Origin of the sequence: Sphingobium sp. R-21, assembly GCF_049913335.1 — a bacterium.
Classification (GTDB): Bacteria; Pseudomonadota; Alphaproteobacteria; order Sphingomonadales; family Sphingomonadaceae; genus Sphingobium.
Genome location: NZ_CP184374.1, coordinates 2,966,389 through 2,991,261, shown reverse-complemented (window position 1 = coordinate 2,991,261; position 24,873 = coordinate 2,966,389). Strand labels below are relative to the sequence as shown.

The 24,873-nt window shown below is 65.9% G+C and carries 26 protein-coding genes; 12 read left to right on the top strand and 14 right to left on the bottom strand.

Translation table 11 applies throughout. The features are described from left to right. Positions 1-57 precede the first annotated feature (57 nt). The 4 genes from ACN9MX_RS14410 to ACN9MX_RS14395 form a co-directional block, all read right to left on the bottom strand. A complete protein-coding gene (locus ACN9MX_RS14410; RefSeq protein WP_013848753.1) occupies positions 58-480 on the bottom strand; it encodes an ExbD/TolR family protein in 423 nt (140 codons plus the stop codon). A gap of 78 nt (positions 481-558) precedes the next feature. Then, complete coding sequence (locus ACN9MX_RS14405; RefSeq protein WP_363738902.1) at positions 559-1,047, bottom strand: ExbD/TolR family protein; 489 nt, start codon at positions 1,045-1,047, stop codon at positions 559-561. A 113-nt stretch (positions 1,048-1,160) separates the two neighbouring features. Beyond that, complete coding sequence (locus tag ACN9MX_RS14400) at positions 1,161-1,919, bottom strand: MotA/TolQ/ExbB proton channel family protein (RefSeq protein ID WP_426387169.1); 759 nt, start codon at positions 1,917-1,919, stop codon at positions 1,161-1,163. A gap of 86 nt (positions 1,920-2,005) precedes the next feature. Next, positions 2,006-2,662 carry an energy transducer TonB gene (locus ACN9MX_RS14395; RefSeq protein WP_363755685.1) on the bottom strand — a complete coding sequence of 219 codons (657 nt, stop codon included), beginning with the start codon at positions 2,660-2,662 and terminating at the stop codon, positions 2,006-2,008. Between the two features lie 267 nt (positions 2,663-2,929). Between ACN9MX_RS14395 and ACN9MX_RS14390 the strand changes: the two genes are divergently transcribed. Together ACN9MX_RS14390 and ACN9MX_RS14385 are read left to right on the top strand one after the other, a co-directional pair. Next, positions 2,930-3,790, top strand: a complete 861-nt coding sequence (locus ACN9MX_RS14390) for a hypothetical protein (protein ID WP_426387168.1) — start codon at positions 2,930-2,932, stop codon at positions 3,788-3,790. Positions 3,791-3,898: 108 nt separating this feature from the next. Then, positions 3,899-5,203: a homoserine dehydrogenase gene (locus ACN9MX_RS14385; RefSeq protein ID WP_133653480.1), complete on the top strand. Its 1,305-nt coding sequence runs from the start codon at positions 3,899-3,901 to the stop codon at positions 5,201-5,203. A gap of 67 nt (positions 5,204-5,270) precedes the next feature. Here ACN9MX_RS14385 and ACN9MX_RS14380 read toward each other — a convergent pair whose 3' ends face one another. Continuing rightward, positions 5,271-5,603: a hypothetical protein gene (locus ACN9MX_RS14380; RefSeq protein WP_426387167.1), complete on the bottom strand. Its 333-nt coding sequence runs from the start codon at positions 5,601-5,603 to the stop codon at positions 5,271-5,273. A 141-nt stretch (positions 5,604-5,744) separates the two neighbouring features. Between ACN9MX_RS14380 and glpX the strand changes: the two genes are divergently transcribed. Continuing rightward, complete coding sequence (glpX, locus tag ACN9MX_RS14375; protein ID WP_133653482.1) at positions 5,745-6,728, top strand: class II fructose-bisphosphatase; 984 nt, start codon at positions 5,745-5,747, stop codon at positions 6,726-6,728. Between the two features lie 179 nt (positions 6,729-6,907). Here glpX and ACN9MX_RS14370 read toward each other — a convergent pair whose 3' ends face one another. Further along, a complete protein-coding gene (locus ACN9MX_RS14370; RefSeq protein ID WP_133653484.1) occupies positions 6,908-7,285 on the bottom strand; it encodes a MerC domain-containing protein in 378 nt (125 codons plus the stop codon). 273 nt (positions 7,286-7,558) lie between these two features. On the opposite strand from ACN9MX_RS14370, the gene purH reads away from it, so the two are divergent. The 5 genes from purH (at position 7,559) to ACN9MX_RS14345 (ending at position 13,704) form a co-directional block, all read left to right on the top strand. Continuing rightward, positions 7,559-9,160: a bifunctional phosphoribosylaminoimidazolecarboxamide formyltransferase/IMP cyclohydrolase gene (gene purH, locus ACN9MX_RS14365; RefSeq protein WP_426387166.1), complete on the top strand. Its 1,602-nt coding sequence runs from the start codon at positions 7,559-7,561 to the stop codon at positions 9,158-9,160. Positions 9,161-9,440: 280 nt separating this feature from the next. Continuing rightward, on the top strand, positions 9,441-9,782 hold the full coding sequence (locus ACN9MX_RS14360; RefSeq protein ID WP_363738893.1) for a UrcA family protein: 342 nt from the start codon (positions 9,441-9,443) through the stop codon (positions 9,780-9,782). 143 nt (positions 9,783-9,925) lie between these two features. Beyond that, positions 9,926-11,452: an NAD(P)/FAD-dependent oxidoreductase gene (locus ACN9MX_RS14355; RefSeq protein ID WP_426387165.1), complete on the top strand. Its 1,527-nt coding sequence runs from the start codon at positions 9,926-9,928 to the stop codon at positions 11,450-11,452. A gap of 4 nt (positions 11,453-11,456) precedes the next feature. Continuing rightward, complete coding sequence (locus tag ACN9MX_RS14350) at positions 11,457-11,876, top strand: GtrA family protein (RefSeq protein ID WP_426387164.1); 420 nt, start codon at positions 11,457-11,459, stop codon at positions 11,874-11,876. Beyond that, the gene (locus tag ACN9MX_RS14345; RefSeq protein WP_363831116.1) at positions 11,854-13,704 is read left to right on the top strand and encodes a hypothetical protein; all 1,851 of its coding nucleotides are present in this window, start codon (positions 11,854-11,856) and stop codon (positions 13,702-13,704) included. Before ACN9MX_RS14350 ends, ACN9MX_RS14345 begins: the two co-directional genes overlap by 23 nt. Here ACN9MX_RS14345 and msrB read toward each other — a convergent pair. From msrB to ACN9MX_RS14330, 3 genes are read right to left on the bottom strand one after another with little or no spacing between them, the layout of a single operon-like run. Then, positions 13,662-14,150: a peptide-methionine (R)-S-oxide reductase MsrB gene (gene msrB / locus ACN9MX_RS14340; RefSeq protein WP_363831118.1), complete on the bottom strand. Its 489-nt coding sequence runs from the start codon at positions 14,148-14,150 to the stop codon at positions 13,662-13,664. The two genes, ACN9MX_RS14345 and msrB, sit on opposite strands and share 43 nt — an antisense overlap. A gap of 7 nt (positions 14,151-14,157) precedes the next feature. Beyond that, positions 14,158-15,348 (bottom strand): ABC transporter permease, encoded by a 1,191-nt coding sequence (locus ACN9MX_RS14335; RefSeq protein ID WP_363738883.1) that lies wholly within the window; start codon positions 15,346-15,348, stop codon positions 14,158-14,160. Continuing rightward, positions 15,345-16,301 carry an ABC transporter ATP-binding protein gene (locus ACN9MX_RS14330; protein WP_133653491.1) on the bottom strand — a complete coding sequence of 319 codons (957 nt, stop codon included), beginning with the start codon at positions 16,299-16,301 and terminating at the stop codon, positions 15,345-15,347. Before ACN9MX_RS14330 ends, ACN9MX_RS14335 begins: the two co-directional genes overlap by 4 nt. Positions 16,302-16,323: 22 nt before the next feature. Here ACN9MX_RS14330 and queG point away from each other — a divergent pair, with 22 nt between their 5' ends. After that, complete coding sequence (gene queG, locus ACN9MX_RS14325; protein ID WP_363831124.1) at positions 16,324-17,373, top strand: tRNA epoxyqueuosine(34) reductase QueG; 1,050 nt, start codon at positions 16,324-16,326, stop codon at positions 17,371-17,373. 35 nt (positions 17,374-17,408) lie between these two features. On the opposite strand, the gene ACN9MX_RS14320 is transcribed toward queG, so the two are convergent. After that, positions 17,409-17,783: a hypothetical protein gene (locus ACN9MX_RS14320; protein ID WP_426387163.1), complete on the bottom strand. Its 375-nt coding sequence runs from the start codon at positions 17,781-17,783 to the stop codon at positions 17,409-17,411. After that, positions 17,780-18,460 carry an EI24 domain-containing protein gene (locus ACN9MX_RS14315; protein WP_426387162.1) on the bottom strand — a complete coding sequence of 227 codons (681 nt, stop codon included), beginning with the start codon at positions 18,458-18,460 and terminating at the stop codon, positions 17,780-17,782. Before ACN9MX_RS14315 ends, ACN9MX_RS14320 begins: the two co-directional genes overlap by 4 nt. A gap of 110 nt (positions 18,461-18,570) precedes the next feature. On the opposite strand from ACN9MX_RS14315, the gene ACN9MX_RS14310 reads away from it, so the two are divergent. Then, complete coding sequence (locus ACN9MX_RS14310) at positions 18,571-19,572, top strand: adenosine kinase (RefSeq protein ID WP_363738875.1); 1,002 nt, start codon at positions 18,571-18,573, stop codon at positions 19,570-19,572. A gap of 47 nt (positions 19,573-19,619) precedes the next feature. On the opposite strand, the gene ACN9MX_RS14305 is transcribed toward ACN9MX_RS14310, so the two are convergent. The 3 genes from ACN9MX_RS14305 to tsaD all read right to left on the bottom strand — a co-directional run bounded on the left by ACN9MX_RS14305 (position 19,620) and on the right by tsaD (position 23,221). Continuing rightward, on the bottom strand, positions 19,620-21,116 hold the full coding sequence (locus ACN9MX_RS14305; protein WP_363738873.1) for a lipopolysaccharide biosynthesis protein: 1,497 nt from the start codon (positions 21,114-21,116) through the stop codon (positions 19,620-19,622). An 87-nt stretch (positions 21,117-21,203) separates the two neighbouring features. Continuing rightward, complete coding sequence (locus ACN9MX_RS14300; protein ID WP_363831132.1) at positions 21,204-22,190, bottom strand: NAD(P)H-dependent glycerol-3-phosphate dehydrogenase; 987 nt, start codon at positions 22,188-22,190, stop codon at positions 21,204-21,206. Further along, a complete protein-coding gene (tsaD, locus tag ACN9MX_RS14295) occupies positions 22,187-23,221 on the bottom strand; it encodes a tRNA (adenosine(37)-N6)-threonylcarbamoyltransferase complex transferase subunit TsaD (protein WP_426387161.1) in 1,035 nt (344 codons plus the stop codon). Before tsaD ends, ACN9MX_RS14300 begins: the two co-directional genes overlap by 4 nt. A 45-nt stretch (positions 23,222-23,266) precedes the next feature. On the opposite strand from tsaD, the gene hemC reads away from it, so the two are divergent. Both hemC and ACN9MX_RS14285 read left to right on the top strand, forming a co-directional pair. After that, the gene (gene hemC, locus ACN9MX_RS14290) at positions 23,267-24,205 is read left to right on the top strand and encodes a hydroxymethylbilane synthase (RefSeq protein WP_426387160.1); all 939 of its coding nucleotides are present in this window, start codon (positions 23,267-23,269) and stop codon (positions 24,203-24,205) included. Next, positions 24,202-24,870 (top strand): uroporphyrinogen-III synthase, encoded by a 669-nt coding sequence (locus ACN9MX_RS14285; RefSeq protein WP_426387159.1) that lies wholly within the window; start codon positions 24,202-24,204, stop codon positions 24,868-24,870. The genes hemC and ACN9MX_RS14285 overlap by 4 nt, the downstream gene beginning before the upstream one ends. Positions 24,871-24,873: the final 3 nt, after the last annotated feature.

Genomic DNA, 24,873 nt, shown 5'->3' with positions numbered 1-24,873 from the left:
TCGAGCCGGGTTCCGGCACAGCCGGACCCGGCACGAAGGCCTTAGAACATGACGGCCTTAGAAATTGCCGTACTGTTCGTTGCCGACGAAGCCCAGCTTCGTCACGCCGGCGCGTTTGATCTCCGCCAGCACTTCATCGACGACCACATAGCGGGTGGCCGCATTCGGCTGGAACTGCAGTTCCGGCTCGACCGGCAACCGCAGCGACTGCTGCAGATACTGACGCAGGGTCAGCAGGTCGATCGCAGAACCGTTCCAGGTGATGATGCCGCTGGGATCGATCGCCACCTTGTTCTTGACAGGGTCGATGACGCTGTCAGTCGGCGGGGCGTTCTGCGGCAGGTCGATCTTGACCGCGTGGGTCTGGATCGGGATGGTGATGATGAACATGATGAGGAGAACGAGCATGACGTCGATCAACGGCGTCGTGTTCATTTCCACCATCGGTTCGCCATCGTCTCTTCCGGCACTCATTGCCATGGCGATACTCCTAGAGCATTTTCAGTGATGGCCGTTGACGGCCATCCGATTTGAAAATGCAGCACAAAGGGCTGTAACTTAAAGCCGCTGCGTATGCGAACCCGGCTCGGGCTCGGATATGAAGCCGACCTTCGGGAAACCGGCGCGCTGCATCGTGTAGATGGTGCCGCCGATGCACCGATAGGGAACGTTGATGTCGCCGCGGATATGCACTTCGGGCAGATCCTCCGGCGTCAGGTTTTCAACGCCGCCCGCCTTCTTGATGTCCGCCTCAAGCTTCGCGACCGCGCGGTCGAGCAGCTCGCTGGACGTTACGCGGGTCATGTTCCAGTAGACCGCACAGCTACCGTCGGAACCCTGCGTAACTGACAGGGACACGTTTTCCGGTTTTGTCGTCGTCGGCTCGAACGCGACCTTGGGGAGCTGCAGCTGAACCGTCTGGACGACGACCGGGACCGCGATGAGAAAGATGATGAGCAACACCAGCATGACGTCGACGAGCGGCGTCGTGTTGATGTCGGACATCGGCTTGTCTTCACCGCCGTCAGAGCCAACACTCATTGCCATTGATTATTTCCTAACATGCTTGTCGATGGTGCCCCGGCAATCCGGGGCCCACGTCCGATAAGGGGATCCGAGCGTCGCAGCGCCGCCGACCCCCTTGCCGGCATCTCAGCCTATCAGGCCTTGGTCGGCGCAGCGACCGGCTTGGCAGCCGGAGCGGCCGGGGCAGCGGCGATTGCGGGCTTCACGGCGCCGTTCGACACCAGATAGGCCAGCAGGTCGACGGTGAAGCCGGCGAGCTGTTCCTGGATCGACTTGTTGCGGCGCTGCAGGAAGTTGTAGGCGAGCACCGCGGGAACGGCCACGGCCAGACCCAGGGCGGTCATGATCAGAGCTTCACCGACCGGGCCGGCAACGGCGTCGATCGAGGCCTGACCGGCAGCACCGATCTTGATCAGCGCGCGGTAGATGCCGATAACCGTACCGAACAGACCGATGAACGGCGAGGTCGAACCGACGGTCGCGAGGAACGCGAGGCCACCGTTCAGCTTCGAGTTGATCGCCGCTTCCGAACGGGCCAGCGAGCCGTGCAGCCAGTCATGGGCTTCGACCGGGTCGGTCAGCTTGGTGTGTTCTTCCTGCGCCTTGATGCCGTCATCTACGATCTGCTTGTAGGCGGAGTTCTTTTCCAGCTTGGCGGTGCCTTCCTTCAGGCTGGCGGCGCGCCAGAAGGTCGCACGCACCTTCTTGCCCTGGTTGATCACCTTCTGCTGTTCGATCAGCTTGGTGAAGAGAATATAGAAGGTGCCGACCGACATACCGCAAAGGATGATGAAAACGGTCCAGGCGATGGTGCCGCCCTGCTGGAGCGCCTCCATCAGGCCATAGGGGTTCTCCGACTTCGGCGCAGCGGCCGCAGCGATAGACATCAACATGTTCAAGACTTCCCTCTCAAAGGATCAATAACAAGGGGAAGGCGGCGTCCGGAACATTCCGGGGTTTCGCTCGCCCACCCTTCAAATCATTCCGGCAGACGCCAGGTGATACGGCCGTTGTACGTGTCCGACATAGGACCACCTCCGGCTGCTGTCGCGGGCTTGAACCTCGCGCGCTTCGGCAGCAGGCGGCATGTCGCCTCATCAAGATCGGCATGGCCGGTCGAAGAGGTGATGGTACAGTTGGTTACACGGCCATCCGGACCGATTTCCAGGCGGAATCCGGCCGTACCCGAACGTTCTTCACGCTGCGCGCGGCTCGGATAGTCGGCATCGCTGAGCCAACTGCCCGGAGCGCTGCGCGGCGTTGCACGCGACGCAGGCACCGCAGGCGGTGGAGGCGCCGGGGGCGGCGGGGCCGCGACCGGAACCGGGTTGAAGACCGGCGGCGGGGTCCGAACCGTCTGGATCGGCGGAGCGGGGGCCGGGGTCTGAACAATCGGCGGCGGCGCAACGACCGGCGGCGGTTCGACCGGCTGGTCTGGCGGCGGCGGCGGCGGCTCCTCGTCCGGTGGCGGCGGTTCCTCCTTGACGTCGATCACGTTCAGCTGTTCCGCCGCCTTTTTGACATATTTCATGCCAAGACCGGTGACGAAGGCATAACCCAGAACAGCGTGAATCAGGGCGACGATAATGATCGAGATCGTACGACTCGATCCTTGCGAGTGGTCAGCATAGGCCATTCGGCAACGACACTCCTTAACTCAGCTTACCAGTTGATTATCGGCAAATAAGCCAAAAACGGCCCGAGCTGGCCGGGCTACCCCGGTCATCTTGGCCCCTATCCGTCCATTTGCTACCGTGCGAACTCCTATCGCGGCGCATCGTGGCACGCAAACGCTTTATCGATATGTTCGTTTGCGACCGTCACTACACACCGGAAAGACTTGCGTGTGGTAAATATGCCACGCGCTACTATCATTAGGACGAAGATGAAAAAAAAATCCACCATGACCCTACGGAAGCTGGCCCTTCTTTGCCTCATTTCCGCCGCACAATCGCAGATTTCCGCGGCTCAGGCGGGGTCTGAGCGGACCGTCGCGCAACCATCGGAACGGGTGGCGGGACTCGCTTACGCGGATCTCGCGGACCTCGCCGACGCCGCGCCGCTGGTGGCACAGGCGCGGATTGGCAACATCATCAAATTGAAGCCGGGACAGGCCGGCGCGGTCCCGACAGGCTATCAGAGGGTCTATATCGAGGCAAATGTGAGCAATCTGATTCGCGGCGAAGGGGGAATCAGCCCGACTGTCCGCTACCTTTACGACGCGCCGCTCGACGCGCGGGGCAAGATGCCCAAGCTCAAGAAGGCGCAGGTCATACTGTTCGCCCGTCCCGGCGCCCGTCCCGGCGAAATCCAGCTCGTCGCGCGCGATGCCCAGATCATCGCCTCGCCCGCCGAAACCGAGCGCGTGAAGGCGATCCTTTCGGAACTGGTCGCCGCCAACGCACCGCCTCGCATCGTCGGATTGGGAGATGCCTTCCATGTCGCGGGCACCATCGCGGGCGAAGGTGAGACGCAGATCTTCCTGCGAACGGAAAATGGCGATCCGGTCTCACTGTCAATATTGCGCCGGCCCGGGCAGCAGCCGCGCTGGGCCGTCGCGCTGGGAGAGATAGTGGATGAGGCCGCCCGCCCGCCGGCACCAGGCAGCCTGCTGTGGTACCGACTGGCATGCGGCCTGCCCAACGCGCTGCCGGCGCGGTCCGTCCGCGCGCTTTCTCCCCAGGATGCCGAACTGGCCCGCGCTGACTACCAGCTCGTCCTTGACGCCCTGGGTCCGTGCGGACGGACGAGGGCTGTCCGCTGATCGGCGGCGACAGTTTTCGGTCGCGCCGCCGGCTCCTTTTCCTTGGACAGATGCGCAGGGGCCGCTATCAGCGCGACGTCCCGCGAACAGGAAGGATGAACACAAGCCATGACCAATCTGCACCGCCATGCCCCGCTGCGCGTCGCGCTGGTCGGCCTCGGCACGGTGGGCGGCGGCGTCATCCGGCTGCTCCAGACGAATGCGGACCTGATCGCCCGCCGCGCCGGTTGCCCGATCCAGATCGTTGCCATCTCCGCCCGCGACCGCAACAAGGATCGCGGCGTCGACCTTTCGCCCTATGAATGGGTGGACGACATGACGACCCTCGCGGGGCGGGACGACATCGACGTGGTGGTGGAACTGATCGGCGGCGCCGATGGCCCTGCCCTCACCCTCGCCCGGCAGTGCCTGAGCGTCGGCAAGCCCTTCGTCACCGCCAACAAGGCGATGCTGGCGCATCATGGCCTCGACCTCGCCGGGCTGGCCGAGAAGGCCGGCGTCGCGCTCAAATATGAAGCAGCGGTCGCAGGCGGCATCCCGGTCATCAAGGGCATGCGCGAGGGCGCGGCGGCGAACGAGATCAGCCGCGTCTACGGCATCCTCAACGGCACCTGCAACTACATCCTGACCACCATGGAAAAGGAAGGCAGGAGCTTTGACGAGGTGCTGAAGGAGGCGCAGGATCTGGGCTATGCCGAGGCCGATCCGAGCTTCGACATCGATGGCGTCGACGCGGCGCACAAGCTGACCATTCTCGCCAGCCTCGCCTTCGGCACGGAACTGGATTTCGACGCGGTCGCGACCACCGGCATCCGCCATGTCATCGCCGCCGACATCGCGGAAGCAGCGGCGCTGGGCTATCGCATCCGCCTGGTCGGCATGGCGGAGAACGGCCCCGACGGCCTGTTCCAGCGCGTCCATCCCATGCTGGTGCCGCTCGACCATCCGCTCGCCCATGTCGACGGGTCGCTGAACGCGGTGGTGGCGGAGGGCAATTTCGTCGGCCGCCTCTTCTTCCAGGGTCGCGGCGCGGGCGACGGCCCGACGGCATCGGCCGTCGTCGCGGACCTGATCGACGTGGCGCGCGACGAATATGGCGATGCGCTGGCCATGCCGGTCGCCGCGCTGGCGCAGCAGAAGCCTGCGGATGCCGGCAAGCGCGTGGGTCGCGCCTATCTGCGCTTCAAGGTGCAGGACCGTCCGGGCGTGCTGGCGGAGATCGCGGCGGCAACCCGCGACGCCGGCGTGTCCATCGAGAGCATGATCCAGCGCGGCGCCAGCCAGACTGACGGCGTGCTGGTGGCGATCGTCACCCATGCGGGCGAAGAACGCTGCGTGCGCGAGACGCTGGACCGGCTGGCCGGGTCGGACAGCCTGCTGCAAACACCGATGGTGATGCATATTCTGGATTGAGGAGAAGCGCGCGATCCGTCCGCGCCTCCCCTCGCCCCCCCGCCCGGACTGACCCAGGCGGTCGGGTTCAATCCGGCGCAAGTCCCCTCTGATCCAGTCCGAAACTGCGCACCAGTGTCTGGCCAATGGGTTCGCCAAGCTGGAATATCCGGCGATGGGCGCGCTTGGGACAATCCATATTGCCGACGATCCGGCACGGCCGCGCATCGAAACGATAGGCGGTCATCTTGCCGTCGTCGGGTGCCGCTGTACCGCCCACCAGGCGCTGTTCCTGCGTCGCCGGCCCGGTCAGGCACAGCGCCGGCACGGCCTGGCATGGCGCGGGCCGAACCTTGGCGATCCGGCGCGGCAGCACGTCGGGCGGGGTGGAAAGGCTGGCGGCAATCAGCAGGAGGATCATCGGGGCGCCCCTTGGTCTTGTCCTGCTGCGAACGCTAGGGACGCGCTTCCGTTGCATCCGCCTTGCTAAAAGCGCACCCTCGACAATGGTCCGACGACATCCTATCGCGCTCTCCAAAATAGCGGCTGAAGAGGAAAAGATATGGTGCAGGCAAGCTCGATACTCGATCGCGTGCTGGTGCTGGAAATGGTGCGCGTGACCGAAGCGGCCGCGATCGCAGCATCGAAGCTGATCGGCCGCGGCGATGAAAAGGCGGCCGACGCCGCCGCAGTCGAAGCGATGCGCCTGGCCTTCAACGACCTTTATATGGACGGCACCGTCGTCATCGGCGAAGGCGAGCGTGACGAGGCGCCGATGCTTTATATCGGGGAAAAGGTCGGCAATGCGATCGGCACCGGCCCCCGGATCGACATCGCGCTCGATCCGCTGGAGGGCACCACCATCACGGCCAAGGCCGGTCCCAATGCGCTGGCGGTGCTGGCGATTTCGGAAGAAGGCGGCCTGCTCAATGCGCCGGACGTCTATATGGAGAAGCTGGCCGTCGGCCCCGGCCTGCCCGAAGGCATCATCGACCTCAACAAATCGGTGAAGGAGAATGTCGAGGCGGTCGCCCATGCCAAGGGCGTCGACCCGCATGAGATCATCGTCTGCGTGCTCGACCGGCCGCGCCATGAAAAGCTGATCGCGGAACTGCGCGCCATTGGCTGCGGCATCATGCTGATCCCCGACGGGGACGTGGCGGGGGTGATCGCCACCACCAATCCGGAAACCAATATCGACATGTATATGGGTTCGGGCGGCGCGCCGGAGGGCGTGCTGGCCTGCGCGGCGCTGCGCTGCGTCGGCGGACAGTTCAAGGGCAAGCTGCTGTTCCGCAATGATGACGAGCGGGCCCGCGCCCGGAAATGGGGCATTGCGGATCTCGACAAGGTCTATGACCTCAACGAACTGGCGAAGGGCGACTGCATCTTTGCCGCGACGGGCGTCACTGACGGCTCGCTGCTGGCCGGGGTGAAGCGGCTGCCGGGTGGCAAGCTCACAACCGACAGCGTCGTGATGCGCGCCAGCACGGGCACGGTGCGGTGGGTGAAGGGCGAGCATCGGCTGGACCGGAAGCCGATCTAGAGCGATTTCCAAGCGATCGGAACCGATCGCTGGTTAAGAAATCGGGGAAATAAGGAATCCAGGGCGGCGATCTGATTCAATCAGATCGAAGCCCGCTCTGGAACGGTCAGGAAATCGCTGCAAGGCAATGGCATGGGGCTTTGATCAACCGCCCTGTGCCATGCGCGGCGTCGATGCGGCTAGCGTCCGGCGCGGTGATTGAGATCGTGACCCAGCGCCAGGATCGCGACGCCCAACAGCGTATAGGCGCTTTCCTGCAAACCATGGTCCATGGTCAGCGCGCCGGCCATGATGCCCAGGCCCAGCGATCCGATCGCGGCAGGCATCATGAAGCCGTGCGCCACCGCACCATGGCCGAGCGCCACGGCGCCCAGCAGTATCGCCAGCACCAGGCCGGTCTCATGGAAAATCGGACTTTCGAATATGCCGCCCGCCGAGGCCATCACGCCCAGCAGCACGGCCGTGCCGAAGCAATGCGCCACGCACATGCCCGACAGAGCGATCGCGATGCGATCGATCCGGCCGTTGAGCAGATGGTGACGAAGGCTGATCGGCATGGTTCGAGGTACATAGGCGAGACAAAGAAAAGTTACAACATATCATTCGCCATTTTTCACGATCTCGCGCGACAGGTGCTTCCCAACATATTGCCCGATGCGCCCTGCCCCTTTCTCATATCGAGAAGCCTTTGGTCGCCCGCGCCACGGCGCCGCCCTCCCCCGGCCGCTCCAGCCGCGATTTCCCGGCCGGCAGATGTTCCATTCCGGGCAAAATCGCTCTAGAGGGCTGCCGCAAGCCTGAACGGCATTCGAACAGCAGGAAGCACCCCCATGTCAGACGTCACCATCAAGCGCGCCCTTCTTTCCGTGTCCGACAAGTCCGGCCTGGTCGAACTGGGGCAGGCGCTGGGCAGGCATGGGGTCGAACTGGTTTCCACCGGCGGCACGGCCAAGGCTCTGCGCGAGGCGGGACTGGAGGTGAAGGACATTTCCGACCTCACCGGCTTCCCGGAAATGATGGACGGACGGGTCAAGACGCTGCACCCCAAGGTGCACGGCGGGCTGCTGGCCGTGCGCGACAATCCAGAGCATGTCGCTTCCATGCAGGAGCATGAGATCGGCGCGATCGACCTGGTCGTCGTCAACCTTTATCCCTTCGCCGCCACTGTCGCCAAGGGCGCGGCGCGCGAGGAAATCATCGAGAATATCGACATTGGCGGTCCTTCCATGGTCCGCTCCGCCGCCAAGAATCACGAAAGCGTGGCGATCGTCACCGACCCCGCCGACTATGCCCGGCTGATCACCGAAATGGAGGAGAAGGCGGGCGCGACGAGTTACGACTTCCGCCGCATGCTCGCGGCCAAGGCCTATGCCGCCACCGCCGCCTATGATTCGATGATCGCGAGCTGGTTCGCCTTCGCCGACCAGGGCGTGCAGTTCCCCGAAAGCCTCTCGGTCTCCAGCAAGCTGGGTTCGACGCTGCGCTATGGCGAAAATCCGCACCAGTCGGCGGCGCTCTACCTGCCGGTCGGCGGCGGATCGGCTTCTGGCGCCAACGGCATCGCCCAGGCGCGGCAGATCCAGGGCAAGGAACTCAGCTACAATAATTACAATGACGCCGACGCCGCGCTGGAGCTGGTCAGCGAATTCCGCGACGGCCCGCCGACCGTCGTGATCGTGAAGCATGCCAATCCGTGCGGCGTTGCCACCGGCGACACGCTGATCGAAGCCTATGAGGCCGCCCTCGCCTGCGACAGCGTATCGGCGTTCGGCGGCATCATTGCCGTCAACCGTCCGCTGGACGGGCCCACGGCCGAAGCGATCAGCGGCATCTTCACCGAAGTCGTCGCCGCGCCCGACGCGGATGAGGAGGCGAAGGCGATCTTCGCGAAGAAGAAGAACCTCCGCCTGCTGCTGACCGGCGAACTGCCCGATCCGGTGCGCCCCGGCCTCCAGATCAAGAGCATTGCGGGCGGGCTGCTGGTCCAGAGCCGCGACAATGGCCGCATCAGTCGCGACCAGCTGAAGGTGGTGACGAAGCGCGCGCCCACGGAGCAGGAGCTGAGCGACTGCCTGTTCGCATGGACCGTCGCCAAGCATGTGAAGTCGAACGCCATCGTCTATGCCAGGGGCAACAGCACCGCCGGCATCGGCGCGGGTCAGATGAATCGCCTGGAATCCGCCCGCATCGCAGCGTGGAAGGCGAAGGACGCCGCCGACAAGGCAGGCTGGGCGGAGGCGCGGACCATCGGGTCGGCCGTGGCGTCGGATGCCTTCTTCCCCTTTGCCGACGGTTTGCTGGCCGCGGTCGAGGCAGGCGCCACGGCCGTGATCCAGCCGGGCGGCTCGATCCGCGATGATGAAGTCATCGCCGCTGCCGACGAGGCGGGGCTGGCAATGGTGTTCACCGGCATGCGCCACTTCCGCCACTGAGCATCTTGCCGAAAGTGGGCAGCGCGTTCCCGCCTTTACCGATGCAGCGGCGGGAACGGGGAACGCCACCTGCGGTGCGATCAAAGGCAGGCGTCCGGGGCATGATTGGTGCGGATGCGAAAGGAGAGAAGATCCTTTCGCATCCGCAAAAATAGCGGTTTTCAGCCAATTTTTATCAACTGGCCTCTTTTCCTCGACCTTCATGAAGCTTATCTCATGCGCGACCCTTCTCCCACGTCAGGCGTTGGGCAGATCCCATGAGTTCGACAGGAGATACAAGATGACCAGAAAGATGCTGGTGGCGCTGACCGCCGCCATGACGCTAGCCTTGCCCGCGGCAAACGCCTTTGCGGGGATCAACGATATGGAAGTGGTGGTCGACGGACGGACTGGCGCGGAAACCCGCAGCATCGCCGTTTCGATGGCCGACCTGAACCTTAGCAGCACCCATGGCGCCCGCATGGCCGATTCCCGCATCACCAAGGCCGCCAAGAAGGTCTGCGGCTGGATGAACGGATCGATCCTGCCGGCAACGCCGGAATATCGCGCCTGCTTCGGTGATGCGCTCGACGGGGCACGGACCGACCTCAACACGCTGATCCAGGCGCAGCGCCAGGGCTGACCTGCGCCATTGCAAAAAGCGAATGCCGGCGGCTTAGCCAGGCCGCCGGCATTGCCTTATCTTGCATTGTTACCGGTCATTAACTACTCCTTAGAAGATTTCCTTCACCTAAAATCGGCAAAGGATTTCATCGGGGGGCCTAGATGCCGCAGAACGACCACAATGTGGATGTCGCCATTATTGGCGCGGGTCCGGCCGGGCTTACTGCGGCTTATCTGTTGAGCAAAAAGGGCTATTCGGTCAGCGTCATCGAAAAGGACGCCGTCTATGTCGGCGGCATCAGCCGGACAGTGGAACTTGACGGTTTCCGTTTCGATATTGGCGGCCATCGTTTCTTTTCCAAGTCGAAGGAGGTCGTCGACCTCTGGAACGAGATTTTGCCCGACGATTTCATTGTGCGCCCGCGCATGAGCCGCATCTATTATGAGGGCAAATTCTACAGCTATCCGCTGCGCGCCTTCGAGGCGCTGGGCAATCTGGGGCTGTGGCGGTCAACACTTTGCATGGCGAGCTTCGCCAAGGCGAAGCTGTTCCCCAATCGGGATGTCCGCTCCTTCCAGGACTGGACGGTCAATGCCTTTGGCCACAAGCTGTTCTCGATCTTCTTCAAGACCTATACGGAGAAGGTGTGGGGCATGCCCTGCGACGAAATGTCGGCGGATTGGGCGGCGCAGCGCATCAAGGGACTGTCGCTGTGGGGCGCGGTGACCGACGGGCTCAAGCGATCCCTGGGCCTCAACAAAAGGCCCAATGACGGCATGGCGACCAAGACGCTGCTGGAAAGCTTCCGCTATCCGCGCCTTGGCCCCGGCATGATGTGGGAAGCAGCCCGCGACTTCGTGCTCGCGCGCGGCAACAGCGTGCTGATGGCCCATAGCCTGGGACAATTGTCGCAGGATCAGGCCAGCGGCCGCTGGCGCATGACGGCAAACGGACCGGATGGCGAGGTCGCCATTACCGCCGGCCATGTCATCAGTTCCGCGCCGATGCGCGAACTGGCCGGGCGCATCCAGCCCCAGCCAGCGACGCTGGGCCAGGCGATGGACCTCAAATATCGCGATTTCCTGACCGTGGCACTGATGGTGAAGGGCAAGGATATCTTTCCCGACAACTGGATCTACATCCACGATCCAAAGGTGCAGGTCGGCCGAATCCAGAATTTCCGCAGCTGGTCGCCCGAAATGGTGCCGGACCCGGACCTTGCCTGCGTCGGCCTGGAATATTTCTGCTTCGAGGGCGACGGCCTCTGGTCGTCGAGCGACGCCGATCTGATCGAACTGGCGAAGAGGGAAATGGCGACGCTGGGCCTGTGCAACCCCGATCATGTCGTCGGCGGCGCGGTGGTCCGGCAGGAAAAGGCCTATCCGGTCTATGATGACGGCTATGCCGACAATGTCCTTGCCATGCGCACCGAACTGCAACGGCTCTATCCCACGCTGCATCTGGTGGGGCGCAACGGCATGCACCGCTACAATAACCAGGATCATGCGATGATGACGGCGATGCTGACGGTCCGCAATATCGAGGCGGGCGAGCAGCTTTACGACATCTGGGCGGTCAACGAGGATGCCGAATATCATGAAGCGGGCGAGGAAGGGCAGGACGCCGCCGGCCAGCGCGCCGCGCTCGCCAGCGAGAGGCTGGTGCCCAATCGTCTGAAGGCGGCCTGACCCCATGGGTGATTGGGTGCGAAGCGTGGCCGGGCCATTCAATGCCGTCTTCGGCCGCTTCACTTTCACGCGCTATCTGCTGGCCAGCATCTGCGCGCTGTCGGCCGATTTCGCGCTGTTCATGCTGTTGCACCGGTTGGGCGTGCCGCCTGCGCTGGCCGCATTTGGCGGCTATTCGGGCGGGCTTGTCCTGCACTGGATGATCAGCACGCAATTCGTGTTCGAAATGCGGCAGCCCGCCACCCATAGGCAGCGCATCGCCTTCCTCTTCAGCGCCCTGATCGGCATGGCGATCACCATGGGGCTGGTCGGCGGACTGAGCGCGCTGGGGCTTTCGCCCGCCCTCGCCAAGCTGGCGGCCGTTCCGGTGAGCTTCCTGTCCGTCTATGCGATCCGGAAATATGGCATCTTCGCCCGCGTCTGACAGCAGCCCCATTCCCAGGACATCGCCCCTCACCCGTTGGCAAGGCAACGCGGCGGTGCTGTTGCTCTGGGCGCTGTGCTGTCTCGTCATGCTCTGGCTGTTCCGCCATGGGCTGTCCGGGCTGGAGTTTCGCGACCCCGATGACGCGATGCGCCTGCAACAGGTGCGCGACTGGCTGCATGGCCAGGCCTTCCGCGATGTCAGCCAGCATCGCGTGAACCCGCCGGCCGGCGGGCCGATGCACTGGTCGCGCATCGTCGACATGCCGATCGCCGCGCTGATCCTGATGCTGCAACCGCTGCTGGGAACGGTTCGGGCCGAAATCGCGGCCTGCGCGCTGGTGCCGCTGATGCTGTTGGGTGGATTGACGGCAACGGTGTTCCTGGCCGCGCGGCGCGCGGCAAGTGGCATGTTCGTCCCGCTGCTGGCGGTCGTCCTGCTGCTGACCACGCCCAGCATCCTGGTCCAGTTCACCCCCTTCCGCATCGACCATCATGGCTGGCAGATCTGGATGGCGGCGATCGCCCTTTGCGGCGCGCTGGATGCCCGGCGCCTGCGGGGCGGCATCACAGCCGGTCTTGCCATCGCGCTCTGGCTCCAGATTTCCAGCGAAGCGCTGCCCTATGCCGCGCTGTTCGCCGGTACTTTCGCGCTGCGGACATGGCTCGACCGGCGGGAGGCGGTGCGGATCGCAGCCTATGCCGCCAGTCTTGGCGGCGGTGCGCTCCTGCTGCTGTTGATGCTGCGCGGCACCGGCGCAGCATTGATACGGCAATGCGACAGCCTTTCGGCAGCCTATATCTGGCCTCTTCTGGCGTTCGCGCTGGCGATGCCGCTTGCGCTGCATCTGATCGGCACGACGACCGTCCGGCAGCGCATCCTGGCGACAGCGGCTGGCGGGATCAGCGCAGCGGGCATATTCCTGCTGAGCGGTGGCGCCTGCCTTTCCGGCGATCCGTTCAAGGCGCTGGGCCCGGTCGCCTATCGCTTGTGGTATCTGCAGGTGAAGGAGGGCCGCCCTGTATGGGAACAGGGCACCCTGATGGCCGGGATCATCCTGCTGCCCGCGGCCATGGGGCTGTTCAGCACGATCATCGCGGCCTGGCGCGCCGAGGAGCGGGAGGCAAGGGATCGCTGGATCGTCGTCGCCTTGTTGCTGGCGGGCGCGTCGGCGGTCGCCATCCTCGTGCTGCGCGCCATGTCGGTGGCGCATGTGCTGGCGCTGCCGGGCACGGCGTGGCTGCTGCTGACCCTGTTTCGCCGCATCCAACGCTGGACGAACGCCGTCGCGCGCATATTGGTCACGGCGGGCGTGGCGATATTGCTGACGCCGGCGGGGCTGTGCGGCGCCTGGATATTGATCGCGAGCGGCGCAGCGCGGAAGGAGCAGCCCGAAACCGTCAATTGCCGGGCCGCCGCCCCTTTGGCTCCGTTACAGGCACTTCCCCGCTCGACCCTGTTCGCGCCACTCGATCTGGGACCGGATATCCTCTTGCGGACCGGACATAGCGTGATCGGCACCGCGCATCATCGCAATGCCGTGGGCATCAACGCGGTCATCGACGGCTTCACCCAGCCGCCCGACAAGGCCCGGGCGATCGTCATACGCCTGAATGGCGGGAAAGGCGCGGATTACCTGCTGATCTGCAACGAGATGAACGAGATCAAGCATTATCGCGCCGACTTCCCCCAGGGGCTGGCCGCGGCGCTGAAGCGCGACCGGCCGCCGCAATGGCTGCGACAGCTTCCCGGCAAGGGTCCGCTCCGCATCTACAAGGTGATCGCTCAGCCCGCGACGAAGGCCAGCGCGACGCCATTCATGCAATAGCGCTTGCCGGTGGGCTGCGGCCCGTCATCGAACACATGGCCCAGATGTCCGCCGCAGCGGGCGCAATGCACCTCGGTCCGCGGATAGCCCAGTTCGAAATCGCGCGAGGTGCCGACGGCGCGCGGCAGCGGCGCCCAGAAGCTGGGCCAGCCGGTGCCGCTGTCGAACTTGGTCTTCGAGCTGAAAAGCCGCTGCCCGCAACCCGCGCAGGCGAAGATGCCCGGTCGATGCTCCTTGTTGAGCGGGCTGGTGAAGGGATATTCGGTCGAGCGCTTGCGCAGCACCTGATAGGCGAGCGGACTCAGGCGCTTGCGCCATTCGGCATCGCCGAGCGTGAAGGGATAGGCGGCAGCGGCCTCTCCCACGCCGGCCTGCCAAAGGACGATCATCGTCGCGACGCCGCCACCCAGTCCCAGAAATTGCCGCCGATCCATGGACCGCACCATAGCAGCGTCAGCCTGTCGCGCTTCTGAACAACTGCTTCCACCAGCCACCGCCCGATTTCAGCACATGGCGGCGGAACAGCAGCACGCCGATCCGGATGATGAGGCCGACCCAGAGCATCTGCCAGACGATGGCAAGGAGATGGGGCCAGAGCGCGTCCACCTGCGCGGCGCGGGCGATCATGGCGAAGGGGGAGGAGAAAGGCAGGACCACCGCTGCAACCTCCGGCGGCGATCCCATCTTGTCGACGGCATAGGTGGCGAAGAAGAAGATCAGCATCTGTCCCATGGTCACGGGCATGTTGAGCGTCTGCACCTCCCGCACGGTTGCCGCCTGCGCGCCGATGCCCAGGAACAGCGAACCCAGCAGCGTATAGGCCATCGCGAAATAGATGACGGCCAGCATCAGGAACAGCGGCCAGCCGACGGCGGGGTCCGGCAGGCTGGCGCCGGGCGTCTTGAGGGCCAGGAACACGGCGAAGGCGGTTCCGCCCCAGAAGAGGATGCCGACGAAGCTCATCGCCAGCATCGCCATCAGCTTGCCCAGGAAGATCGCGTCGACCGGCACGGCGGCTGCCAGTATTTCTATGATCTTGTTGGTCTTTTCCTCGACCAGGTTGGATAGGATCATGCCGGCCAGCAGGATGGTGAGGAAGAAGATGACGATCTGCGCGATCCGGCCGATCACCAGCCTGCCCTGGCTCTGCGCGCCGACGCTGGTCGCGACCTGCTGCGCCTCCACATGCACCATGTGCAGCGATTTTTCCGCGACGGCGGCGCTGGCGAGCAGGCTGATGTCGCCTTCCAGCCGCTGGATGTCCTGCGGCTGTCCCGTCATCACGGGGCGGGCCGGCGATCCCGACACGATCACCATGACATCCGCATTCGCCCTGGCCAGTTGAGCGCGGGGCGCGGGCGACAGCGGAACGCGGCGCAGCACGGGCAGGGCCTGAGGCCCCATGCGCTCCGCCAGCCGGGCATGGGCGCGCTCCATCCGCGACGCGTCGGCCGGGGACATGGCGATGCCGACGACCGGCCGCAGATCCGTGGTGGAAATCCTGTCGCCCAGCCCGCCAAAGGCCATGCCGATGACGATGGGGAAGAGCGGACCCAGAAGGAAGAAGATGAAGGTGCGGGACAGCACAACGGCGGTGAAATCCCGCCGGGCGATGACGAAGGCGGCGCGCATCAATTCGTTCATGCGGCTTCCTCCTCCTGCGGGTCGCCCTGCATCTGCCGGGCTGCCGCCTCGCCTGCAATGGCGACGAAGGCGTCGTGCAGGCCGGGGCGCTCGATCGACAGGCTTTCGATCCCGGCATTGCCGTCCAGCAGGGCGCGGAGCAGCGGTTCAATACCCCCCAGCGGCAAGGGGAAATGCCATGTGCCGTCCTGCGCCAGCGTTTCTGCGGGCAAGGCGCGACGCCAGCCGCCGTCGCTGGCGCGGGTGCGCAGGCGCACCTGCGGTCGCAACCGGTTGCGGGCATCGTCCACCGTGCCTTCGAAACGGATGCGCCCGCCCGCGACGATGGCGACGCGTTCGCACAGCCGTTCGGCATGGGCGATGACATGGGTGGAGAACAGCACCGTGACGCCGCGCCGGGCCTGATCCCGGATCAGCACCTCCAGCTTGCCCTGGTTGAAGGCGTCCAGGCCCGAAAAAGGCTCGTCCAGCACGATCAGGCGCGGTTCGTGGACGATCGTGCCGAAAAGCTGCACGGTCTGGGCCATGCCCTTCGACAATTGGCGGATCGGCTTGTCCGCCGAGGCGCCCATGCCATAATCCGCCAACATGGATCGGGCCCGCTCCCGGCCGATCTTCAGCGGCAGCCCGCGCAGCGCGCCCATGAAGGCAACGGCTTCGAAGGCCTTCATCGAGGGGTAAAGGCCGCGCTCCTCCGGCAGATAGCCGACATTGCGCGCCTGGCGCAGCGGCGCGCTGTCGCCCAGCAGGCTGCGATGCCCTTCATCAGGATCGATAATGCCGAGCAGGGTGCGCAGCATCGTTGTCTTGCCCGCGCCATTGGGGCCAAGGATGCCGTAGATCGACCCGGCAGGCACGGCGACGTCGATACCGTCCACCGCCCGGAAATCGCCGAATGTCTTGACAAGACCATGGCCTTCAACGGCATAGGTCGGTTGAGGAGCCCCGATCATCGGCCTCTGATAATCGCATCGCATGCCAACGCAAAATGAAACCTTGGAACAGCGGCTGAAGGCCGAAGCGCTGCGGCTGGGCTTTGCCGCCTGCGCCATCGCGCCGGCCGATGCCGCGCCGCGTTCGGCCGAAAGGCTGCGGCAATGGCTGGATGCCGGCCATCATGGCGACATGCTGTGGATGGCGGAGCGCGCCGGACAGCGCGGATCGCCGCAGGCGCTGTGGCCGGACGTGCGAAGCGTCATCATGCTGGGCATGAGCTATGCGCCGGGGCGCGATCCTCTGGCGCTGGCCGATGTGCGTGATCGCGGCCGTATTTCCGTCTATGCCCAGGGGCGCGACTATCATGACGTGGTCAAGAAGGGGCTGAAGGCCCTCGCCCGCTGGCTGGTGGAGCAGCAGCCGGGCGCGCTCAAGGTCTTTGTGGATACGGCCCCGGTCATGGAAAAACCGCTGGCGGAAGCGGCTGGCCTGGGCTGGCAGGGGAAGCACAGCAATCTGGTCAGCAGGACGCATGGAAGCTGGCTGTTCCTGGGGGCAATCTACAGCGAGATCGCGCTGGCACCCGACATGCCGGAAAAGGACCATTGCGGCAGTTGCACCGCCTGCCAGGCGGCGTGCCCGACCGACGCCTTCCCGGCGCCTTATGTCGTCGATGCGCGACGGTGCATCTCCTATCTCACCATCGAGCATAAGGGCCCGATCCCGGAGGCGTTGCGCGCCGGGATCGGCAACCGCATCTATGGCTGCGACGATTGCCTGGCCGTCTGCCCGTGGAACAAGTTCGCGGAGGTCGCGGCCGCGAACCGCGCCTTTGTCGGGCGGGCGGAACTGGCGGCGCCGGAACTGGGCGACCTGCTGGCATTGGACGATGCGGGCTTTCGCGAGATATTCGCAGGCTCCCCGATCAAGCGGATCGGACGCAACCGAATGGTGCGCAATGCCGCCATCGCGGCGGGCAACAGCGGTGACAGGGGATTGATCGGGCGGCTGCGTCCGCTGACCGAAGATGAGGATGCCGTCGTCGCGGAGGCGGCGCGCTGGGCGATCGAGCGGCTGGAGCGGGAATAGCTGGAAAGCTGCTCCGGGTGCGCCAGGCGGATGCGCTATTTGCCCTGCAGCGCGGCCGAGCAACTCGCCGGATCGACATCCGTGCCGGTCAGCGTGCGGGCATCGACATGGGTGACGAGCGGCTCTTTTCCCTGTGGCGGAAGGTACAGATAGGCATCGAGCACGCAGCGGCCATTGGCGAATTGCAGCTTGCGCATGGTGCTTCCGCGAATGTCGAGCCGGGGTTGGCCGAACAGGTGCATGAGCTGCTTCGCGTCCGACCCGATCAGCGGACCGGGACGGGTGAAGGCGCTGGCCGGCGGACCGACAGGCGGGCGGGTGATCTGGGCCGCAGGCGGCGGCACCACCCCTCCGCAGGCGGCGAGGGTCAAGAGCGAAGCCAGGACGAGCGCCGGATGAGGACGGGTCATGGCATGTTCCTTCGGGCACCGTGCAGCATGTGGACCGCCATAGCGGCGCTCCAGATCGGCGCAAGCAGGTTGAGCACCGGCACGAGGAAGATCAGCGCCGAAGCGAGGCCCATCAGCCACCGGCCGCCACGCGGGATAGGCGGCAGGTCGGGATGGCGCGGCTCGACCATGTCGGCCATGTCACGGCCCAGCAGGGCGGCGTTCAGGACCAGGAACAGGCCCAGCGTGCCGACGCCCGTCACCAGCAGTAGCAGATAGGCCGGCAAAGCGAACAGGTTCCAGCCGACAGTCCGCAGGATGGAGCGCAGGGCGAGCCGAAGGCTGCGGCCCCAGCCGACCGGCCGGGCGCGGGCCGCCGCCGCCGGATAACTGTCCCGTTCGATGGCAATGACGATGTCGTCGGCAAACAGGCTCATGATCGCCATGGCGGTGGCGCGGAACAGCAGCCAGCCGGCGGCGATCACGATCAGCGCGGTCGCGGTCGCCTCCGCCAGCCCGCCCCAGCCCACGCCCGGCATCCAGCCTTGATGCTGGCGGAGCGCGTGAACGCCCGCCCCCAATGCGGCGGCGAGAAGCGCGAAGATCAGCAGGGTCAGCAGCAGCGATTTGACCAGCAGGCGAAGTGCGGCGCCATGGACGATCGAGGGGCAGGCGCGGAGGACGGCGGCAAGGACCATGGCACAGCTATTCCCGCCTCTGCGCCCAGCGTCAATCAGCGCCGTTGCGCGCCACGCCCCGGATCGGTAGAGACGGCGGGATTTTCCCCCTCATTCACGAAGGATTTTGCGTGACTGCTGCTGCCCCCACGCTTGATGTTGTCGCCATCGGCAATGCCATTGTCGACGTGCTTGCCCGGAGCGACGACGCTTTCCTGGCCGAACATGCGCTGACCAAGGGCGGCATGCAGCTGATCGACGCGGAGACGGCGGAGAGCCTGTATGCCGACATGGGCGCGGGCAAGGAGATCAGCGGCGGATCTGCGGCGAACACGCTGGCGGGCCTGGCCGCGTTCGGCAAGAAATGCGGCTTCATCGGACAGGTCAATGACGATCAGCTCGGCGCCGTCTTCTCCCATGACGTGCGCGCGCTGGGCATCCGTTATGACACGCCGACGATGCAGGGGGACGTGCCGACGGCGCGCTGCCTGATCCTGGTGACGCCCGACGCGCAGCGAACGATGAACACCTTTCTGGGCGCATCGCAATTCCTGCCGGAAGCCGCGCTGGACCTCGACCTTATCCGTTCCGCCTCGATCCTCTATCTGGAAGGCTATCTCTGGGATCCGGAGCAGCCGCGCGCGGCGATGCGGGCGGCCATCGACGCCGCGCGGGGCGCGGGGCGGAAGGTCGCCTTCACCCTGTCGGACAATTTCGTGATCGACCGTCATCGCGCCGACTTCATCGAATTGATCGATCAAGGGCTCATCGACATTCTCTTCTCCAATGAAGGCGAGATCCAGTCATTGGCGGGGCTGCACGATTTCGAAGCCGCCGTGGCGGCCGTGGCCGCGAAAGTTCCGGTGCTGGTCTCCACGCGCAGCGAGAAGGGCGCGATCGCCGTGGTCGACGGCACGCGGTACGAGGCGCATGCCGCGCCGGTTGCGGAAGTGATCGACACGACCGGTGCGGGCGACCTGTTCGCGGCAGGTTTCCTGGCGGGCCATCTGGAGGGGCTGGATGTCGACCAATGCCTGAAGCTGGGCGCTGCGGCGGCGGCTGAAGTGATCTCCCACTGGGGTGCGCGGCCGGAGGAGGATCTGAAGGCGATCCGGGCAAAGACGCTGGGCTGAGGATGCGGGACGTGCTCCTGCGCAGGCAGGAGCACGAGGCGGTCGATTCAGGCGGCCTTCTGCTTCCGGAACAGTGCGCGGTCATCGGGGCCGAAACCCCAGCGCCAGATGACCAGGCCATAGACGCCAAGAATAGTGAAGACGCCGAAGACCAGTTCCATCCATTCGAAATGAGGCGGCAGCGCGACGAAAGCCGCGCCGACGATGCAGGCTACGCCGGAAGCGCTGAGCAGCGGCCAGCGCCAGGCATTGACCTTCGCGCCCAGCAGCCTTGACAGCAGGCGCGCCTTGACCAGCGCGCTGGCGCCAAGCGCGATGCTGAGCGCCAGCGCAGGGGCGGCGGCGACGGCCATGTCGCTCAGGCCCAGGCGCCGCGCGGCGAAGATCAGGGCGAAGCTGAGCGCCGCCTGCAGGCCGATCATCAGCAGCGAGATCATCAGATTGCGATGGCGCGCAATATAGACCAGCGCCGATTCGCTGACGACGGCGGTCGCCGCCACGACTTCGGCCAGCAGCAGGAAGGCGAGCGCGCCGGTTCCGCCGACGAAATGGGGTCCGACAAGACCCATGACCGCTTCACCCGGAATGCCCAGCGCGAGCGCGATGCCCGCCTGCGCCGCGATGATCCAGAAGCCCACCTGGCTCACCTGCCTGGCTATGGCGGTCAGATTGCCCTCCGAAAGATTGCGCGTGATGACGGGGCCGAGGATCGGGTCGAAGCTGGTCTTCAGTTTCTGGGGCAGGGATGCGACCTGCTGGGCGACATAATAGATGCCGACGACCGCCGGACTGACGAACAGGCCAAGGATCGCCATGTCGAGCCGGCGCGACCCCCATTCCACGCCGTCCGCGGCCGCCAGCGGGAGATTGCGGCGGGCGAGGCGCCAAAGCCTGCCGACATCGGGGCGCCAGCCATAGGGGATGCCATAATGGCGGGTCATCGGGATGATGGAGGCGACGAGCGCCGACACCATCGAGAGGACGTAGGAGAGGATCAGGCCGTCGCGGGTCGAATAGAAGGCAAAGGCAAAGGCGCCGATGCTGATCGCCCACGGCTCTATGATCGATCGCGCGCGCACCGTGGCGCCAATGTCGAAGCGGTAGGCGCAGGCGGCCAGCGCCACGTCGGACCCCGCGACGGCGATCACGATCAGGGCGAGCAGCCGGTCGAGGCCGTTGATGCCGCTGTTCGGGAACATGGCCTGGGGAATGGCGACCAGGATCGCGCTGCCCATGAGGGAAGCGATCAACGTCACCACCATGGCGTCGGTCACGACATGGCTGTGCGGCCGCCGGGTCTGGGTCAGCGCGCCCGCGAGGCCGCGCTTCAGGCCCAGCGTCGCGAGCTGGGCGATGAATTCCACCACCAGCACCGCATAGGCGAAGCGGCCCAGAGCATCGGCCCCATACCAGCGCCCGGCGATGAACAGGAACGGCAGGCGCGCCGCAAGGCGGAGCAGGAAACCGAACACATTGGTCCGTCCACCCTTGGCGAGCGCCGCAATATCATCCTGCTGCGCCGGAGAGGCCTCTTCAGCCGCCAAAAACCTATGATCCCCCTGTGAACTCAAGACCGTTGCGTCATCTTGTGGAGCCGGACTGTAGCAATAAATGATGATGGGGCGATGAATTTATTCGGCGCGCAGCGGGCGGGCGAGCAACGCATCCATCACCTGGGCAAGCGGCGCCGCGTCTTCCAGAAGGGCGCAGACCGCCTCGACCACGGGCATTTCGACATGGGCGGCGCGAGCGGCCTCGCGCAGCACGGGCGCGGTAAAGGCCCCTTCCGCGACGGTCCGGCGGTTGGCGAGCAGGGCCGCGGCCGCCTGCCCCTCCCCCAGCCCCTTGCCGAGCGAGAAGTTGCGGCTGTTGGTCGAGGAACAGGTAAGGACGAGATCGCCCAGCCCGGACAGACCCGCCAGTGTCTCGGCGCGCGCGCCCCTGGCCAGGCCGAAGCGGGTCATCTCGGCAAATCCCCGGCTGATCAGCGAGGCGCGGGCGTTGAGGCCCAGGCCCGCGCCCTCCGCAACGCCGCAGGCGATCGCGAGCACGTTCTTCACCGCGCCGCCGATCTCCGCGCCGACGACATCGTCCGACAGATAGGGGCGAAAGGCCGGCCGCGCGATGCGGGCGGCAATCGTCGCGGCGAGACCGGCGTCGGCACAGGCCAGCGTGATCGCGGTCGGCAGGCCCTTCGCGACTTCATGGGCGAAGGTCGGCCCCGAAAGGACGGCGATGGGCGAGGTCGGCTGCGCTTCTCTCGCCACTTCGGACATCAGCAGGCTGGTCCCCGCCTCGATCCCCTTGGAACAGAGGATGAGCGGCGTGCCCGCCGGCGCCTGCGCCACGACGGCGCGCAGATGCTGGGCAGGGCTGACGATCAGCAACAGGTCGCGGTCGGCCATGGCGGCCATGTCGCCGGTCGCCTCGATCGAGGCGCTGAGCGGGATGGCGGGCAGATAGAGCGGGTTCTGGCGTTCTCCATTGACCGCCGCCACCACTTCGGATTCCAGCGCCCAAAGCCGGACATGCTGGCCGTCCGCCGCCAGCGTCTGGGCAAGCGCGGTGCCCCAGGCGCCGGCGCCTATCACACCTGCTTTCAGGGAGGGGGCGTTCATGCTTTCACTCCTGCGCCGCGCGCCTTTTCCGCGCCGGGGTCCAGCGGCCAGCGCGGGCGCGCCGGAACGGTGAGATCGTCGATCAGCCCCACCGCATAGCGTTCCGCCCCGGCCCAGGCGATCATCGCCGCATTGTCCGTGCAGAGCCAGAGCGGCGGCGCGACGAAGGGCAGGTCGTGCCGGGCGGCCAGTGCTTCCAGCGCGGCGCGGATCGACTGGTTGGCGGCGACGCCCCCCGCGACGACGAGGGCGGTGATGTCGTGAAGGCCGGCCAACTGCCGCTCCGTGCGGTCGACCAGGCAATCGATGACGGCTTGCTGGAAGCTGGCCGCAACGTCCCCGGTCGAATATTGACCGGACTGGGCGGCGCGCATGACCGCGCTTTTGAGGCCGGCGAAGGAAAAATGCGGCTCGACCGTGCCAACCAGCGGGCGCGGCAGGGGGACGGCTTTCGGATTGCCCGCGGCGGCGGCCTTCTCGACCGCCGGGCCGCCGGGATAGCCCAGGCCAAGCAGCTTCGCCGTCTTGTCGAAGGCCTCTCCGCTCGCATCATCTATGGTCGTGGCGAGGCGGGCATAATCGCCCGGCCCGCGCACATGCAGCAACTGGCAATGGCCGCCCGACACCAGCAGCAGCAGATAGGGGAATTGCAGCGTCGGATCGGCCAGGCGCGGCGAAAGGGCATGGCCTTCGAGGTGGTTGACCGCGATCAGGGGCTTGCCGGCGGCATGGGCAAGCGCCTTGCCGGTGACGAGGCCGACCATCACGCCGCCGATCAGGCCGGGACCGGCCGTGGCGGCGATCACGTCCACATCGGCGAGGGTGAGGTCGGCGTCCTTGAGCGCCGCCTCTATCAAGGGCGAAAGCACTTCGACATGGGCGCGGGCAGCGATTTCGGGGACGACGCCGCCATAGGGGCGATGCGCCTCCTCCTGCGTGGCGAGGCGGTGGGCCAGTATCCTGCCCTCCCCCGTCACCAGCGCCGCCGCAGTTTCGTCGCAGCTTGATTCCAGGCCCAGGATGATCGTCATTGCCGCTTCCATCTAATGCCCGTGGTCATTAGAGCAAGCGGGATCATGCAAAAGCCTTCCCGTCCACCCCACACGCCCCTGCGCCTCGGCACGCGCGGTTCCCCGCTTGCGCTGGCGCAGGCGCATATGACGATGGCGGCGCTGCGCGCCCATCATGGCTGGGATGAAGGCGCGATCGAGATCGTCGTGGTGCAGACCAGCGGTGACCGGATCCAGGACCGGGCGCTTGCGGAGATCGGGGGCAAGGCGCTGTGGACCAAGGAGCTGGACCGCGCGCTGACCAGCGGCGAGATCGATTTCGCGGTGCATTCGATGAAGGATGTGGAAACCATCCGCCCCGCCGAAATCCGGATCGCCGCCATGCTGCCCCGCGCCGACGTGCGCGACCGGCTGGTGGGCGCGGAGAGTTTCGCGGCGCTCCCGGAAAGGCCGGTGGTGGGCACCAGTTCCCCCCGCAGGGCGGCGCAGGTCAAGCGGCTTCGCCCCGACGCGGAGGTCATCCTGTTCCGCGGCAATGTCGCCACCCGACTGGCCAAGCTGGAAAGAGGAGAGGCGCACGCGACCCTGTTGGCGGCGGCCGGGCTGGACCGACTGGACCAGGGCGATGTGGGCGTCACCATCCCTGTCGAGGTCATGCTGCCCGCGCCGTCCCAGGGCGCCGTGGGCGTGGAGACGCTGAGCACCAATGAAGCGATGCTGGAACTGCTGGCGGCGATCAGCGACGCCGACACCTTCGATTGCGTAATGGCGGAGCGCGCGGTGCTGGCCGGGCTGGGCGGTACATGCCATTCGCCGATCGCGGCGCTGGCGCGGCTGGAGGATGGGCAGATCCATCTGCGGGCCGAGATCATCAGCCCCGACGGGCGGGAGACGGTCAGCGATTCGCTGCGGATCAGCCGGGGCGACGCCGCCGCGGCCGGGGATATGGGACGCGGCCTGCTGGATCGCGCCAGTCCCGCGCTTCGCGCACTGTTCGAAGCGTGAGGCGAGTCGTCATCCTGCGGCCCGAACCGGGGGCGGGCAGGACGGCGGAACGGGCGGCGGAACTGGGACTTGAAACCCGCATCTTTCCGCTGTTCGTGCCCCAGGCGCTGCAATGGGACGCCCCGGCCCCGGAAAGGTTCGACGCCCTGTTGCTGACCAGCGCCAATGCGGTCCGGTTGGCGGGGCCGTCATTGGCGCTTTATCGGAACCTGCCCGCTTATGCGGTCGGCCGGGCGACGGCGAAGACGCTGGAGGAAGCGGGTTTCGCCCGGATTGTCGCGGGGAACGGCGACGGCACCGCCATTGCGCGGCGGATCGCGGCGGACGGCCATGGCCATGTGCTGCACCTGGCCGGACGGACGGTGGCGCCGATCGATGCGGGCGCGCTACGGATCGAGCGGGTCGTCGTTTATGAAATGCTGCGGACCGGTGATGACGGGCTGGCGGAACACCTGGAGGCTGACAGCATCCTGCTGGTCCACTCTCCTCGCGCCGGCGAGCTGCTGGCGCGGCATGTCGGGCCGGGGCAGCGCGCGTTCCTGCACCTGATCGCGATCAGCCCCGCCGCGCTGGCGGCTTGCGGCACCGGCTGGGCCAGCGCCCAGGCTCCGGAAAAGCCTGATGATGAGAGGATGCTGGCCCTCGCCGTCCGATTGTGCGAATGATCC

Bases quoted from the DNA above. Each gene is read 5' to 3' on its own strand.
- ACN9MX_RS14315 (WP_426387162.1), bottom strand. From the start codon at position 18,460: ATGGTCCTTGCCGCCGTCCTCCGCGCCTGCCCCTCGATCGTCCATGGC.
- ACN9MX_RS14410 (WP_013848753.1), bottom strand. From the start codon at position 480: ATGGCAATGAGTGCCGGAAGAGACGATGGCGAACCGATGGTGGAAATG.
- ACN9MX_RS14330 (WP_133653491.1), bottom strand. From the start codon at position 16,301: ATGATCGGGGCTCCTCAACCGACCTATGCCGTTGAAGGCCATGGTCTT.
- ACN9MX_RS14355 (WP_426387165.1), top strand. From the start codon at position 9,926: ATGCCGCAGAACGACCACAATGTGGATGTCGCCATTATTGGCGCGGGT.
- ACN9MX_RS14360 (WP_363738893.1), top strand. From the start codon at position 9,441: ATGACCAGAAAGATGCTGGTGGCGCTGACCGCCGCCATGACGCTAGCC.
- ACN9MX_RS14405 (WP_363738902.1), bottom strand. From the start codon at position 1,047: ATGGCAATGAGTGTTGGCTCTGACGGCGGTGAAGACAAGCCGATGTCC.
- ACN9MX_RS14380 (WP_426387167.1), bottom strand. From the start codon at position 5,603: ATGATCCTCCTGCTGATTGCCGCCAGCCTTTCCACCCCGCCCGACGTG.
- queG (WP_363831124.1), top strand. From the start codon at position 16,324: ATGCCAACGCAAAATGAAACCTTGGAACAGCGGCTGAAGGCCGAAGCG.
- ACN9MX_RS14390 (WP_426387168.1), top strand. From the start codon at position 2,930: ATGACCCTACGGAAGCTGGCCCTTCTTTGCCTCATTTCCGCCGCACAA.
- purH (WP_426387166.1), top strand. From the start codon at position 7,559: ATGTCAGACGTCACCATCAAGCGCGCCCTTCTTTCCGTGTCCGACAAG.
- ACN9MX_RS14320 (WP_426387163.1), bottom strand. From the start codon at position 17,783: ATGACCCGTCCTCATCCGGCGCTCGTCCTGGCTTCGCTCTTGACCCTC.
- ACN9MX_RS14345 (WP_363831116.1), top strand. From the start codon at position 11,854: ATGGCATCTTCGCCCGCGTCTGACAGCAGCCCCATTCCCAGGACATCG.
- hemC (WP_426387160.1), top strand. From the start codon at position 23,267: ATGCAAAAGCCTTCCCGTCCACCCCACACGCCCCTGCGCCTCGGCACG.
- tsaD (WP_426387161.1), bottom strand. From the start codon at position 23,221: ATGACGATCATCCTGGGCCTGGAATCAAGCTGCGACGAAACTGCGGCG.
- ACN9MX_RS14300 (WP_363831132.1), bottom strand. From the start codon at position 22,190: ATGAACGCCCCCTCCCTGAAAGCAGGTGTGATAGGCGCCGGCGCCTGG.
- glpX (WP_133653482.1), top strand. From the start codon at position 5,745: ATGGTGCAGGCAAGCTCGATACTCGATCGCGTGCTGGTGCTGGAAATG.
- ACN9MX_RS14385 (WP_133653480.1), top strand. From the start codon at position 3,899: ATGACCAATCTGCACCGCCATGCCCCGCTGCGCGTCGCGCTGGTCGGC.
- ACN9MX_RS14370 (WP_133653484.1), bottom strand. From the start codon at position 7,285: ATGCCGATCAGCCTTCGTCACCATCTGCTCAACGGCCGGATCGATCGC.
- ACN9MX_RS14400 (WP_426387169.1), bottom strand. From the start codon at position 1,919: ATGTTGATGTCTATCGCTGCGGCCGCTGCGCCGAAGTCGGAGAACCCC.
- ACN9MX_RS14350 (WP_426387164.1), top strand. From the start codon at position 11,457: ATGGGTGATTGGGTGCGAAGCGTGGCCGGGCCATTCAATGCCGTCTTC.
- ACN9MX_RS14335 (WP_363738883.1), bottom strand. From the start codon at position 15,348: ATGAACGAATTGATGCGCGCCGCCTTCGTCATCGCCCGGCGGGATTTC.
- ACN9MX_RS14395 (WP_363755685.1), bottom strand. From the start codon at position 2,662: ATGGCCTATGCTGACCACTCGCAAGGATCGAGTCGTACGATCTCGATC.
- msrB (WP_363831118.1), bottom strand. From the start codon at position 14,150: ATGGTGCGGTCCATGGATCGGCGGCAATTTCTGGGACTGGGTGGCGGC.